The organism is Blautia glucerasea, from assembly GCF_013304385.1.
In the GTDB taxonomy this organism is placed as follows: domain Bacteria; phylum Bacillota; class Clostridia; order Lachnospirales; family Lachnospiraceae; genus Blautia_A; species Blautia_A ammoniilytica.
On the sequence record NZ_JAAITU010000028.1, the window covers coordinates 38224 to 52874 of the forward strand.

Below are 14651 nucleotides of genomic sequence, written 5' to 3' on the forward strand. Positions count from 1 at the left end.
CCTATCCGAATTTCTTACAGTTAAATCTGAAATTCTTCCAAAGAGGAAAGCTTATCACCAAACTCTGTATCGCTGCATTCCTGGAAAACAGCCTCCTTTTGCATTTTCTGGAGGGCAGAGGCAGAGGTTTTCAAAGGCTGGATCGTTCCGGCTCCTGCAATACATCCTCCCGGACAAGCCATACCTTCTAGCAGATATCCATCATATTTGCCCATTTTGGCCAGCTGCATCATTTTTTTGCAATTTGCAAGACCGTCTGCACTGGCAGTCTTTACGGTTCGCTCCGGGTCCAAACGGTGAATGGCATTCACAACTGCTGCTGCCACACCGCCGCTGGCAGCAAAGCCTCTTCCATCTGCACTGGCACGTACCAAAGGCTCTCCGTCAGGCAGAGAATCAAAGTCTACGCCCTTTGCCTCAAACATACCAGCCACCTCTTCAAAGGTAAGTACAAAGTCCACATAGCTTCGGATGGATTTTCTGCTTGCTTCCAATTTCTTGGCAGCACATGGTCCCACAAAAACTATCTTGCATTCCGGTTCTTCCTGCTTGATCAGCCTTGCTGTCAGTACCATCGGTGTCAATGCCATGGAAATACAGTCAGCCTGCTTTGGGAACATTTTCTTTGCCATCACAGACCAGGCTGGACAACAGGAGGTTCCCATAAACGGAATCTTTGCCGGAACTTCTTCTATGAAATCCTTGGCTTCTTCAATGGCACACAAATCTGCACCAACGGCTACTTCCCGCACATTCTTAAACCCAAGTGCTTTAAAGGCTTCCCGGATCTTTGTATCCTTAAGCCCTTCAAACTGGCCTGCAACTGCCGGTGCTACAATAGCATATACCGGATTACCACTTTTGATCGCCATAATGGTCTGGTATATCTGACCCTTATCAACAATGGCACTAAATGGACAGCTTACCAGACACATTCCGCAGGACACACACTTATCCTGATCGATCTCTGCCCTTCCATATTGATCTGAATGGATCGCTCCCATTCCACAAGCTGCAGCACAGGGGCGTTCCTGCTTGATAATAGCATTGTATGGGCAGGCACTAACGCATTTCCCACATTTGATACACTTTTCCTGATCAATATAAGAATGGCCCTTCACCATGGATATGGCCTTCTTGGGACAGACCTCCACACAGGGATGTTCCAGGCAGCCCTGACATCCTTCTGTTACCATCACTTTCTTCTCTGCACAGGAATTGCATGCAAACTTGATCACATTAATCAGCGGGGGTTCATAATACTTTTCCTCGATTACACTTGCCTCTACCCCCTGAGAAATAGGGGCATGCTCTGAAATACTCCGAAGGGACATTCCCATGGCAACACGAAGACGTTCGCCTACAACTGCACGCTCCAGGAAAATACTGTCCCTGTATGTGGCAATCTCGCCTGGAATGATCTTGTAAGGAAGCTTTTCCAGATTTTCGATTCCGTCTTCTTCATATGCCATGCGGGCAATTTCCGTGAAGATCTGATGTCTTATTTTCGTCTTAGACGAATATAATCCTCTCATTTAATTCTCCTTTTTGTTTAATATCCGCAATCTGTAGTAAATTATCCTCCGCTATAAAAATACTAACACATTTCTATCCGGTCTGACAAGGGCATCTGTTACATCAAAAGCATCACACCTGCAGCTTCATCTGACCGTCTTTAATATAGCCCATATTTTTCATGCCCCGATAGATCACATAGGAAACTACTGCTGGAAGAATGAAATGGAAAACAAGAATCTTCAGAAGTACCATCAAAGGCTCTTCTGCTGCAGTCATAGTCTGATAAGTCATGATCTGTCCTACCAGTCCGGAAGTACCCATTCCTGCGCCTGTAGGATTATTCGTCATATGAAAAGGCCCTATGATCGCAATCGGTCCTAAAATAGCAGATGCCAATGTAGGCGGCAGCCATATCAAAGGTCTGCGTACAATATTGGGAATCTGCAGCATAGACGTACCAACGCCCTGGGCAAACAGACCACCTACTCCGTTATCTTTAAAACTGGTTACAGCAAAGCCGATCATCTGACAGCAGCATCCTACGGTAGCTGCACCTGCTGCTACTCCGTTCAATCCCAGAATGATCCCAAGGGCTGCAGAACTGATGGGCAGTGTAAGAGCCATACCCATAAGGACAGAAACCACGATTCCCATAAGGATAGGCTGCTGCTCTGTACCCCAGTTGATCATTCCTCCGATCCAGCTCATAAACTGAGAGATACCAGGCCCTAACAGCATTCCAACAGCACCACCGGATATAATGGTCACTGCAGGAGTGATCAAAAGATCCAGTTTAGTCTTTCCTGCTACCAGATGTCCTACCATAATTCCTACATAAGCAGCAATAAAGGCACCTAAAGGCTCTCCAGGGCCGGACAGCACCATGGCTCCCTGCTCTGAAAAAAATGTACCTGCCAGAATATTGGCAGCATAAGCACCGATCATACCTGCAGCTGCCGCAGACAGAAGAACATAGGTGGATTCCTTAAACTTATAAGCTACTCCAATACCAATGCCTGCACCTGTAAGTCTCTGTGCGATCACTGCAAAGGCACTAAGATAATGGCCATAGGTTCCTCCCATCAGATCACCGATCTGTTTTAAAATGGTACCGATGATCAGCGTGGAAAAAAGTCCCAGCGCCATACCGCTTAATCCGTCAATAAAAATATTGGACAGGATTTTCTTAAATGATTTCATTTTTCTCTCCTTTTCCTAATTATCCGGCATTTTTGCCGGGAAATCCGTTTGATTGTATCATACTTTCTGCGGATATCCAATACTAAGTTGGCAAAGGAAAGAAGAGTGCTTGTGAATTGCTGATTTTTTCACATTTTTATCTTGTACGAAAACCTGATTTTTGCTAGAGTGTATAGGAAATGGTCGATTTAGCTGTTGTATTTTCATACAACCTTTTAAACTTACAGGAGGTTCTCATGATCATAGATTTTCATACCCATATTTTTCCGGATAAGGTGGCTGCTGCCGCCATCCCCAAGCTTGCTTCTGTTATAAATATCTCTCCCAGCATGGACGGTACCATCCAGGGGCTTCTTGATTCCATGGACAGGGCCAAGGTAGACACAAGCGTGATCCTGCCGGTGATCACAGATCCACATCAGTTTGATTCCATCATCCGCTTTGCTTCCAGTATCAATGAAAGCCAGGACAATACCCATCCCAGGCTGATCTCTTTTGCAGGAATCCATCCGGCTATGGATAATTACAAAGATCTGCTCCACCTGATCGCAGCCCAGGGCTTTTCCGGAATCAAGCTTCATCCTAATTACCAGGACACATGCTTTGACGATATCCGGTATCTGCGGATCGTCTATACGGCTTCCGAACTGGGGCTGATCGTGCAGGTGCATACAGGAGAGGATCCCTATACTCCCGGAGAACAGTTCTGCTCCCCGGATATGGTCCTCCATGTAATAAAAGAAACAGCCCCGCCAAAGCTGGTGCTAGCCCATATGGGAAGCAACGAACACTATGACGAGGCTGAAGCCAAGCTGTGCGGTCAGAATGTATATTTTGATACCGCCTATTCTATTCAACATATGTCCGAGGAGCAGCTGGTACGCATGATCCATCTTCATGGCACAGACAAAGTACTGTTCGGCAGCGATACCCCCTGGACAGACCAGAGGGCAGATATTGAACGCTTTATGTCTTTTACAGGACTGTCCCTTACTGAAAAAGAACAGATCCTTCATGGGAATGCACAGCTTCTTCTGGGCATTTAACCAGACCTGCCATGTGGCAGCACAAAAAAAGAGCTGTTACATATGCAACAGCTCTGATAAAATCTGATTACTTTTGTTACCTTTCTATTGTTTTACAATTCTTTCTGTTTTCTAACAATTCTCATAGTTGTTACCAGAATTGCACCCATAGCCAATAATAATAACGTCTGCCACAAAGCGGCATCGCTGTCATCTCCTGTCTTGGGAGAATTGGTGCTGTAACCTGAGCCGCCATTTCCTGAACCACCGGCACCACCGTTTCCTGAGCCGCCGGATGGTCCTTCGGTCACAGTTACTGTAACTGTAGGCTCCGGAGTATCAGAGGGCTTTGGCTTTTTAGTAGGTGTGGGTGTCTTGGACACAGTCACAGACGGTATGGGTGTAGCAGATACTTCCGGTGCAGGTGTGGTTGTAACCTGTGGAGTTGGTGTATTCGTTGGTGTAATTGTTGGCTCGGTTGGGGGTGACTCCTGATACCGGTTGGTCACTGTCACATCACAGTCTGTCGGAAGAAGCTCTGTCATATTTCCTTCACCGCTCTTGCCATTTGTGGAGGCCCATCCTGCGATCCAGTTCCCCTGCTTTGTTTCAGTTACACGGTAAGCGGTGCACTCCTGCAAGGTGCTGAACTGGATGGGCTCTCCTGCTTTTAACTGGAACTGATATTTTCCTGTTCCGTTTTCTACAGGGGTACGCTTTCCATCTGTCAGCTGATACAGATTGCCGGTGTAGGCATTTCCCTGTCCATCCAGAAGCTCCATTTCAAAGTCAAAGCTTTCCTGGGTATCTTTTCCTTCTACTGCCTTTGTCACTGCAAAATCCTTAAATACAGGAAGATTAAACTTAATGGAGCAGTCAGAAAGGGTTCCTCCTCTTTCCAGATAGAAGAAGCTGAAGGTATGCTTTGTTCCTGCCGCCCATGCAGAATCATCCCACTTGCCGATAGCTTCCGGATAGTCTGCAAAAACAGAGGATAATGACTGAGTCCTGGTGTCTCCGGTAACACTGCTGGTCACAGTAAAGGTTCCCTTGGTAAAGTTAATGCTTCCGGATACCGCTTCATGGATACCGCCCATGTCAAGCACCAGCTGTCCGTCCACAAACAGCCAGGCATCATCATCACCGCTGAAGGAAAAGACCATATCCTTCCGTGCAGAAACATTTCCCTGATCATCAGTAATAGCTACCGTGCCCTCTTCCGGAATGATGAAGTCCTTTTCCATGCTCATCCCGAAATGGTAATCTACGGTTTTCAGCTGGTCCAGCAAATAAATACCCTTAGTATTTTTCTCACTGGTCCCCCATACTCCTTTGTCCTCAAAGCTATTGAATGGGAAAAAGCCTGCTCCTTTCTCATCCCAGCCCTCAATACCGATGGCCTTATCATACTGATAGATCTTGTTTGCTCCCGGATCATAACCGGCATGGTTGATGCTGCTCTGGTAGCTGTACTCATTGGCTGAAGGATCATATACAAAATCAAAGCCAACATTCTGGTATACACTTTTTGTACCGCCGTTTACAGCGGCAGGCACCACTGAAGTATCAAACAATGAAAATGGCGTTGTATAATTAAATACAGGCAGCCCGTCCTCTCCCAGCTGATTCTTCAGGATTCCTGTAAATATATTATTGTACCAGCTATTTACTGCTGTGTTTTTAACATTTTTAGGATCATACCGGAATCTGTACTGTGCAGTCTGCGCCCCAAGTACAAAATGCGCCCATTCACCAAAATCATAGTTAAAAAGCGTAACCGGCAGGGATCTTACATTGGTCAGCCTGCTTACTGTCTCACTGCCTCCTGCATCCACATTTTTCGGGGAGGTAGCGATCACCAGATGTTCTGTCTTTGGATCTTCTGTCGGGAAATGGGAAAGTGTTCCGGTAAATTCATGTCTGCCGGGATGCTGTACATCCGAAGGGATCTGACAAGAGCCATGCACCACATCATACTCTCTGGCATTGCTCAGCCAGACCCTGTAGGAGAATGTATACAGGTCATATTGCGGCACAATAACGATAGCCTCGTTATCCTTCAGGTGGGCATGTACCATATAACCAAACTCTCCATGAAGACGTCCTGCATCCTGATAGGTACCTGACTCAAAGGTACCTGAATCTAAAATATTAATCCAGTCGCCGGTCTCATTCTTTTTCTCTATCTTATGCCAGTTTCCTTCTTTATCCTGGCGATACAACCATGCATTAAAATACATAACTCCATATTCTTCGTCGCCACCAACTCCATCTTCCGCCATATTAAGTTGTATATTAAATTCAGCAAGTTCATTGGAACTTCCACCAATATTTTTATTCTGTATTACAAGACCATTCTCTGGAAGACTATTTTCGGGAAGCGTCTGCTTAGATAATGACACTGTATTTGTTCCTAAGCCCTGCAATACAACCAGTCTTTCCTTTTCTGAAGTATAATTAACTTCTCCGGTCACTCCATAGGACACGTTTGGTGTACATACAGCTTCAGGTGATGTATTCTGCCAGTCTGTCGTATGCCACCGATTTGTCTTTTTCAGGTACGTATATAATCTTGTCTCGTCATCTCTTGATATTTCATTGATCAAACAAGCGTAACTTACTGTTCCAGTCTGAGGATAAATAACATTGCCATTCTTGTCTGTTGTCTCATATGCTCCATCTTTACGGTAATTATTCCACCACGACTGATCAATGTAATTGTCATTTCTCATTGATGAAGTAACTTTTTTATTTGGAAATATGGGACGAAAAACCTGAATAACCGTACTATTGCTTTCTACATCAATCGCATTCTTTCCTTTAGGGATTCTATATATAACCACTTTCGGTCCATAATTTCCTGAAACAATCGTATATTTGCCATCATCATTCAACTGATACTTTTCCAGTACATACCAGCTATATTTTTCTCCGTTATTCAAAGCTGGATCAATATATATTGATCCGAACTCACCTGGCAGAAAAATGAAGCCGTAATTAGGAAGACCATTTTCCAGAAGCCCACATCCCTGTAGCTTTTCACCGGTACTTACTGATAAAACTGCTTCCTGTAAATACTTTCCATCATCACATACCGATTCTTTTCCATAAAAAACGTCTGCCTCGTTTTCAATTTCGGTTTCATTCTCACCGATAACAGATAAAATATCTCCAGTCCCATCCAGAGAAAGACTGTAATCAAAATTAAAGTATCGAATATTCTGCGTACTGCCATATAAAGTGTCTGGAAAGACTTTGTTGTTATCTGGATCATTTGATTTTAATGTGCTTTCGTATTTTCCATAATACTCCTTTCTTGTGAAGCCAGTGTATTCCGGCGAATATGGAATGATACACAAAATATCTCCTGTCTGTAAATCCATTTCGGCAAGATTCAGACTTCCTCCATCTTCAGCAGTCACAGTAGTATTTTGGGCATCCACTACAATGTATGTACCATCTCCTTGATTCCGGAATAATACAGCAGCCATCCTGGTTCCACCTTTACCAGTGATTTTATATGTCCAGTAAGACCCACCTGCTGGCTCTCGGTATTGATCATCTGAAGAATATCCCATGCCAGCCTCACCGTTTTTAAAATCTTCCGGTACTGTAATATTCACTTTCAGCATTCCTGTCAGACCGTCTGCCGGTATTTCTCCAATTTTCATCTGAAATCCTATATTAGGAAGACCATTTTTGCCCAATTCATATAATTTGCCATCCTTTTGAAGCTGTGTTGAAATTTCCAGATCCGCTCCCACTGTTCCTTCATGTTCTGCGGTTCCGTTTCCACAAGTAAGCCATGCTCCCTTTACCATACCATCGACCAGAGTGGGACTACTCTGTCCATCCAAGGCGTTCACACCTATGATTGACCACTCCTGTGTGCTGTTCAGAAAAACCTGATACTGGAAACAATAATTACGGCTTTGTGTATTTTCATATTCTTCAGGTGTATGTTCATAAGAATATTGATCTCCCTTGCACCTTAATGGTATGATTGCTGCCACTTCATCGGGTTTTGGATTAACATAAAAGCAATGATAATAATCGGACGTATCCTCATAATTTTCAATATTCTGGATGCCGTTCCAACCTGTATTGTCTCTATCTTCGTCGTTTACTTCGTATTTTCTTGTATTCTGATTCCATTTGTAATAAATGCACGCTGCCCACAATCCTGGTGTCTGATAATTTTCAGGCTGGGAATTATGCAGCTTATCCCAACAGGGGTTTACTCTTACAAAGTAACCAGGATACCTGCTTTCTCCAGCATAACCTGTTACTGCTTCCGTCTGTGCATTTCCGTGGATCAGAAGTGCATAATTAGGCAGTCCATTTTCTTTGAAAGATGGAACTGCCGCCTCTTTTGACGTTACGTTAAGCTGCGGATTTGTTATATCGGTTACATCCGAAGATACCTCGGTGCTCCAGTATTGTCCCTTTTGCGTCCATTCTCCTTGCACAGCTTCCACTGACTTTGTGGTAGTATCCAGATCTCGGTTAAATTCTACCAACAGTTGATAATGATACATTTCTGAAACCATTGGATAAAGAACCAGGCATTCTCCAGGAGACAAATATCTTCTTGTTTCTGATCCGTATAAGTTATACCATTTTTGTCCGTAATCTGTATTTTCCCATTTTCCTTCTTCATTCTGTGAGTATTTTTCAGCACCAATCTTATATCTATAATTGTCTGATTCGCATTCTTCAACAGTGTCTTCATGTACGATATATTTAGTCTTCCCTGTCAGATGCCCCGTCACCGACACAACTGTCCCTATCTCTCCTGCATTACGAATGACCACAGCTCCCTTAGGCAATCCGTTCTCCTGGTATTCAAGAACCTGTTTAGAAACAGCATTCCGTATTCTAATAACAGATCGTGGATTTTCTGTTGTCAGCTGCTCCATAGGGTGCTCCCCATCTCCTTCATATGTGGTCCACTGGTCTGTATCTGGAAGACTGCACCCTTTTCCTCCTGCATCGGAAACCTGTTGTATTTCACAGGTCTTAATTTGTTCGCCTTGTAATTTGAAAGTTGCTTTATCAACCCACGACGAACTGTTCTGTGCCAGTATACTATCGGTAAGATAGTAATATTTTCTTTTGTAACTATCCCAATAATAATACCTTGGCAAGACAACCATTCTTATGGAGCTATACTTTCCCACATAGCTTTTTGCTTCACTTATCACATCGAAAGAATAAGCTCTATTCATTGTGATGTATTCATACCGGTTATCGATTTTCCCATATAGAAAACGATACCAATAGCCATCATAGCTTCCCTCCTTGTACCATATATCATCCACTTTACCTTCATTGCAAGAAAAGTGGATCCTGCTGTAAGCTTCCAGTAATGAACCATCCAGTGAATAATCCACAATCATTCCGCAGGCTGGATTCGCCGGATCCTCTATAATCTTAGTGCTATCATTTACAGGCTGAAGCTCCTCGCCCTCCAGCAGATCTGTTTCTGCATTTTCTTCTTCCACATCCTCAATTTCCATGTCCTCTGAAGCAGAATCTGAAGCATTATCATCAGCTTCATCCACATCCTGATTCTGGGATTCCGTCACATCCTGAAACTGCGGTTCATCACCTGCCGGGTTTTCATTATTACCGTCCTCTTCACCTGTAGATTCGTCTGTAGATTCCCCTGTAGATTCTTCTGGCAGGATTACTTCCTCCGGTTCATCTTTACTTTGTTCCTCTGTTAATACTGCCGGATCCGCTGCGCCATCTGTAACCTCCCCGCCATCGGAAAACTCGGCCCCATAGCTTACATTTCCTGCCACTGCACCTTGGAAATTACCGCCAATCACCATGGAAAAAGCAATCGTCATAGCCAACAACCTGCTTATTCCTTTCTTCCTCATACACCTTTCCTCCTTTTTTTATGCCTTTCTTTTTTAATGCCTTTCATTTTTAACTCATTCTCTGTTGCTGTCCCAGTTTTTCATTGTCAAGCGGATATTCGCAATCCGCTTCGCTACTTGCTCATAACCGAATAACTGCTCCGCAGTTTATCAGAAGGAGCTTACACTCCTCCTGATACAAGCAAGTCCCCACCCACTGCTTATTGCTTTTCGCAATTGAAGCAGGGGACTTACTTGATTCGGTTAAATTATACATCTTTACTATAATCTGTTCAATATCACACTTTTCATTTTTATAAAATTTATCGTACAAATAAAGTACACAATCAAAGTATCCATAATTTCCCGGCCAATTTACCTGGATATTGGATACGCGAATGTTAGACTAAAAGTCTGGTACAGTTATTTGCAAAACGCTGTACCAGGCGAAAATATAATTGAAAAACCGCCCAAATGTTTATCTGAGCCTTAATCACTCAGAGAAACCTGGACGGTTCTTTTCATATCTACTTATTTACTTAATCCTCATAATGTCCCCTACAGGCAATAATCCACAGAAAACCATTCTCATCTATATTGTAAACCAGTCTGTTCACATCATCAATCCGCCTGCTCCATGCTTTTCTATGGCGTAATGGTTCCGGCTTGCCAATGCCTTCAGACAAGCCTTCTCTTTCAATAGACTTAATGAGTTCGTTTATGCGCTTCAAAGTCCTTTTGTCTTGTGTCTGCCAATAAAGATAATCATCCCATGCTCTGTCAGCCCATAACTTTTTCATTCATCTACCTCAAGCAGTTCATGTTCCTTCCCCATGCCTGCAGATAATTGTGCAATTCCCCTATCAATCATAGCAAGGTATTCTGCATTACGAGCAGCTTTTTCAAGCTGATTGTATCTTTCAAGGCTCATGATCACAACATTCTTTTCACCTTTACGTGTAACAATAACAGTCTCGTGATTATCTGTTGCTTGATCACAATAATCTTTTAAATGATTTCGGATTGTAGAATAATTCACAGCTAACATAGTCTCACCAGCCTTTCATAATTATTCAATTTCTTGTACTATTTATTGTGTTATTTATTGTGCTATTTATTGTACAATTATTATACCCTATTATTCTATGGCGGTCAATCCAATTATCCTACATTTCTCTTTTTTATGATTCCCCTGTCTGAAAACCTGTCATTTCAAGTCGAGCAGCCGCGAGACTTGGCGCGTGATTCTGGTCAGCGTAAGCTGACATATTCTTTACAGAATCACTGCGCATCCTCGCGGAGCGTTTATCTCAGTCTGAGATTGGACTCCCACTGAGACGAACTTGCTGTTACTCACCACCTGAAAGAGGTGGGAGTCTTCTCGACTGAGATAAAAGATATTAACACTCACCATGCCTCACTTGCGTTCAGCCTGCTGATCATCCGGCAAAGCAATCTTCTGCTTAACAGACACTTTCTCATCATAGCAGGTAAAGATCTGATCTACTTTCTGTTTGTTCAGCTTTGGTGTAAGCAGACTTACCACCGGCACAACGATCAGTCCGGCTACCATGGCAACAGCCCCTGCATTGATAGGGGATGCAATAAATTTAAAGAACATATTTGCAACTGTGATGCCTACCCCTGTGATAAAGCTTGCCCAGACAGCCAGCTTAGTGGTGCCTTTCCAGAAAAGCCCGTACAAAAACGGTGCCAGAAATGCGCCTGCCAGTGCTCCCCAGGAAATACCCATCAGCTGGGCAATAAATGTAGGCGGATCCAAAGCCAGGATCACAGAAACAGCAATAAAGAACACGATCAGGACACGCATAAGCAAAAGCTGCTTTTTCTCGCTTAAATTTTTTGCAATATTTCCCTTGATAAAATCCAGTGTTAATGTGGAACTGGAAGTCAGCACAAGAGAAGACAGCGTAGACATAGATGCAGAAAGCACCAGGATCACCACAATACCGATCAGCACATCCGGCAGGGTAGAAAGCATAGCCGGAATAATGGCATCATAGGTAACTGCACCTTCTGCCGTGTAGATCCCGGCTCCGTCAAAAAGTCTTCCAAAGCCTCCCAGAAAATAACAGCCGCCGGAAATGATCACTGCAAAAACAGTAGAAATCACTGTACCTGTCTGTACTGCTTTCTCACTTTTGATAGTATAAAATTTATGTACCATCTGGGGAAGTCCCCAGGTTCCCAGCGAAGTAAGAATGATCACGCCAAGAAGATTCATAGGATCCGGTCCAAAAAAGGATGTAAAGGCTCCTGGCTGGCCCAGAGTAGCAGGCACATCACTGGACAGCTGGGACAGGCTTTTCACTGCATTCATAAATCCACCCTGTCCGGCCAGTACTGCCCCGATCACTGCAATGATCCCGAAGATCATAATGATTCCCTGGATAAAGTCATTGATAGCAGTGGCCATATATCCTCCAAGGATCACATAGATGCCGGTAAGAGTAGCCATAAGAACCACACATACAGAATAAGGAATGTCAAAAGCCATCCCGAACAGTCTGGACAGTCCATTATATAAAGATGCTGTGTATGGGATCAGGAAAATAAATACGATGGCAGAAGCAGCGATCCTAAGTGCATGACTGTCAAACCGCTTGCCGAAAAAATCCGGCATGGTAGCCGCCTGCAGATGGTGAGTCATGATCCTTGTCCTTCGTCCAAGCACCACCCAGGCCAGAAGACTTCCAAGAAAAGCATTCCCAAGTCCGATCCAGGTAGATGCCAGTCCATATTTCCATCCGAACTGTCCTGCATATCCAACGAATACTACTGCTGAAAAATAAGAAGTACCATAAGCAAAGGCTGTGAGCCACGGTCCCACATTCCTTCCTCCAAGTACAAATCCTGTAACACTGGAAGCATGCTTCCTGGACATCACTCCTACTGCGATCATGATCCCGAAAAAGATCACCAACATGATCAGTTTTACAGCCATAAAAAAATCCTCCCTCATTTACCTGTTTGATGCTGCATTCTTGTTGCTGCACTTTTGTTATTTCATTTTTGTTGTTACATTTTTTATTGAACTTTTGTTATTTCATTCTGCTTTGTTGCGTTAAAGCGTTACGCTTTTACTCGTTAAATTTCAAGTAGAAACAGTATACCATTGATCTCCTGGTTCCGTCAACTGTTTTTCTTCACTTTTTTGTGCATTTTATCTTGTTGAATCCATGATCCTGCCGATTCTTTTGTTGACATTTTGTGATAAATCGGATATGATTACTTCAATGAACCGACGCTTTAACGCGCGAATATTTTATAAAATGTTTTAAACAAAAAGGAGTTATTTGAAATGCCTATTACTGAGCTTCTGGAAAAGAATTGCCGTCTGTACGGAGATGAAGTCTGTCTTGTGGAGATCAACCCGGAACTGCCGGAGACCCGGCGGGTCACATGGAAAGAATTTGAACTGATCGAGCCGGAACGTGCCCCCTATTACAGGCGTGAGATTACATGGAATATCTTCAACGAAAAAGCCAACCGCTTTGCCAACCTGCTTCTGGAACGTGGTGTCCAGAAAGGAGATAAAGTTGCCATCCTTCTGATGAATGGCCTGGAGTGGCTTCCTATCTATTTTGGTATCCTGAAAACAGGTGCACTGGCTGTTCCCCTGAATTACCGTTATTCTGCTGATGAGATCCAGTATTGCCTGGATCTGGCTGATGTGGACATCCTGGTATTCGGTCCGGAATTTATTGGCCGTGTAGAGGAAGTAGCCGATGAAATCGGGAAACACAGGCTTTTGTACTATGTGGGTGATAGCTGTCCTGGTTTTGCTGAGGATTATATTTCCCATACTGCCAACTGTTCCAGCCAGTCGCCCAAGATTGCTATTTCAGATGACGATTACGCTGCCATTTATTTTTCTTCCGGTACTACCGGATTTCCAAAAGCTATCCTGCACAGACACCGTGCTCTTTTGCATGCCGCCCAGACAGAACAGCACCATCATGGCCAGACACACCAGGATGTGTTCCTCTGCATTCCTCCCCTGTACCATACAGGAGCCAAGATGCACTGGTTCGGCAGTCTGCTTTCCGGCAGCAAGGCTGTGCTTTTAAAAGGTGCTAATCCTGAATTTATCCTGCAGGCGGTTTCCGAAGAAAAATGTACCATCGTATGGCTTCTGGTTCCCTGGGCACAGGATCTTCTTCTTGCCCTTGACCGTGGAGAATTAAAACTTGAAGATTACCAGCTGTCTCAGTGGAGACTGATGCACATTGGTGCCCAGCCGGTTCCTCCAAGCCTGATCAAGCACTGGAAGGAATACTTTCCTCATCATCAATATGACACCAATTACGGACTTAGTGAATCCATCGGACCAGGCTGTGTCCACCTTGGAGTTGAGAATATCCACAAGGTTGGTGCCATCGGTGTGCCAGGCTATGGATGGGAAGCAAAGATCATTGATACCCAGGGCAATACTGTTGCTCAGGGTGAGACCGGTGAGCTTGCTGTCAAAGGACCTGGCGTTATGGAGTGCTATTACAAGGATCCTAAAGCTACTGCAGAGGTGCTTCACGGAGACTGGTTATATACCGGAGACATGGCTATGGAGGATGAAGACGGCTTTATCTATCTGGTAGACCGTAAGAAAGATGTGATCATCAGCGGCGGTGAGAATCTGTATCCTGTACAGATCGAAGATTTCCTCCGCACAAATCCTGAGATCCTGGATGTTGCAGTGATCGGTCTTCCGGATAAGCGTCTTGGAGAGATCGCAGCTGCCATTATCCAGTTAAAACCGGACAGTACCTGCACAGAAGAGGATATTAACCTGTTCTGCCGAAAGCTTCCAAGATACAAACGTCCTAGGAAGATCATCTTTGCAGATGTTCCACGGAATCCTACCGGCAAGATTGAGAAGCCGAAGCTTCGTGAGATTTATGGTGCCGCCCATCTGGTGGCTACCCAGAGTCAGGGATAATAAAAGGCTCCCCAAGTCCCTCAATAATTAAGGGCACTGAAAAAGTCTGATTCTAAAAAAGAATTGGGCTTTTTTTCGTATTTC

8 protein-coding genes are annotated in these 14651 nt (G+C 44.0%); 2 read left to right on the forward strand and 6 right to left on the reverse strand.

Annotated features, from left to right (window positions below):
* Positions 1 to 20: 20 nt before the first annotated feature.
* Both G5B11_RS11590 and G5B11_RS11595 read right to left on the reverse strand, forming a co-directional pair.
* Entirely contained in the window at positions 21 to 1535 is a 1515-nt protein-coding gene (locus tag G5B11_RS11590; protein WP_173728278.1) for a 4Fe-4S dicluster domain-containing protein, read from the reverse strand.
* A gap of 112 nt (positions 1536 to 1647) precedes the next feature.
* Positions 1648 to 2718: a PTS transporter subunit IIC gene (locus G5B11_RS11595; RefSeq protein WP_173728280.1), complete on the reverse strand. Its 1071-nt coding sequence runs from the start codon at positions 2716 to 2718 to the stop codon at positions 1648 to 1650.
* A gap of 236 nt (positions 2719 to 2954) precedes the next feature.
* Here G5B11_RS11595 and G5B11_RS11600 point away from each other — a divergent pair, with 236 nt between their 5' ends.
* On the forward strand, positions 2955 to 3764 hold the full coding sequence (locus G5B11_RS11600) for an amidohydrolase family protein (RefSeq protein ID WP_173728281.1): 810 nt from the start codon (positions 2955 to 2957) through the stop codon (positions 3762 to 3764).
* A gap of 92 nt (positions 3765 to 3856) precedes the next feature.
* Here the strand turns inward: G5B11_RS11600 and G5B11_RS11605 are convergent, their stop codons facing one another.
* The 4 genes from G5B11_RS11605 to G5B11_RS11620 all read right to left on the reverse strand — a co-directional run bounded on the left by G5B11_RS11605 (position 3857) and on the right by G5B11_RS11620 (position 12575).
* Entirely contained in the window at positions 3857 to 9631 is a 5775-nt protein-coding gene (locus G5B11_RS11605; RefSeq protein WP_173728283.1) for a DUF7601 domain-containing protein, read from the reverse strand.
* Positions 9632 to 10149: 518 nt separating this feature from the next.
* Positions 10150 to 10410, reverse strand: a complete 261-nt coding sequence (locus G5B11_RS11610) for a Txe/YoeB family addiction module toxin (protein WP_173728285.1) — start codon at positions 10408 to 10410, stop codon at positions 10150 to 10152.
* The gene (locus G5B11_RS11615) at positions 10407 to 10658 is read right to left on the reverse strand and encodes a type II toxin-antitoxin system Phd/YefM family antitoxin (protein WP_158421811.1); all 252 of its coding nucleotides are present in this window, start codon (positions 10656 to 10658) and stop codon (positions 10407 to 10409) included. The genes G5B11_RS11610 and G5B11_RS11615 overlap by 4 nt, the downstream gene beginning before the upstream one ends.
* 369 nt (positions 10659 to 11027) lie before the next feature.
* Positions 11028 to 12575 carry a sodium:solute symporter family transporter gene (locus G5B11_RS11620; RefSeq protein WP_173728286.1) on the reverse strand — a complete coding sequence of 516 codons (1548 nt, stop codon included), beginning with the start codon at positions 12573 to 12575 and terminating at the stop codon, positions 11028 to 11030.
* Between the two features lie 357 nt (positions 12576 to 12932).
* On the opposite strand from G5B11_RS11620, the gene G5B11_RS11625 reads away from it, so the two are divergent.
* Complete coding sequence (locus G5B11_RS11625) at positions 12933 to 14567, forward strand: class I adenylate-forming enzyme family protein (RefSeq protein WP_158421813.1); 1635 nt, start codon at positions 12933 to 12935, stop codon at positions 14565 to 14567.
* Positions 14568 to 14651 lie beyond the last annotated feature (84 nt).

Bases quoted from the DNA above. Each gene is read 5' to 3' on its own strand.
- G5B11_RS11590 (WP_173728278.1), bottom strand. From the start codon at position 1,535: ATGAGAGGATTATATTCGTCTAAGACGAAAATAAGACATCAGATCTTC.
- G5B11_RS11595 (WP_173728280.1), bottom strand. From the start codon at position 2,718: ATGAAATCATTTAAGAAAATCCTGTCCAATATTTTTATTGACGGATTA.
- G5B11_RS11600 (WP_173728281.1), top strand. From the start codon at position 2,955: ATGATCATAGATTTTCATACCCATATTTTTCCGGATAAGGTGGCTGCT.
- G5B11_RS11605 (WP_173728283.1), bottom strand. From the start codon at position 9,631: ATGAGGAAGAAAGGAATAAGCAGGTTGTTGGCTATGACGATTGCTTTT.
- G5B11_RS11610 (WP_173728285.1), bottom strand. From the start codon at position 10,410: ATGAAAAAGTTATGGGCTGACAGAGCATGGGATGATTATCTTTATTGG.
- G5B11_RS11615 (WP_158421811.1), bottom strand. From the start codon at position 10,658: ATGTTAGCTGTGAATTATTCTACAATCCGAAATCATTTAAAAGATTAT.
- G5B11_RS11620 (WP_173728286.1), bottom strand. From the start codon at position 12,575: ATGGCTGTAAAACTGATCATGTTGGTGATCTTTTTCGGGATCATGATC.
- G5B11_RS11625 (WP_158421813.1), top strand. From the start codon at position 12,933: ATGCCTATTACTGAGCTTCTGGAAAAGAATTGCCGTCTGTACGGAGAT.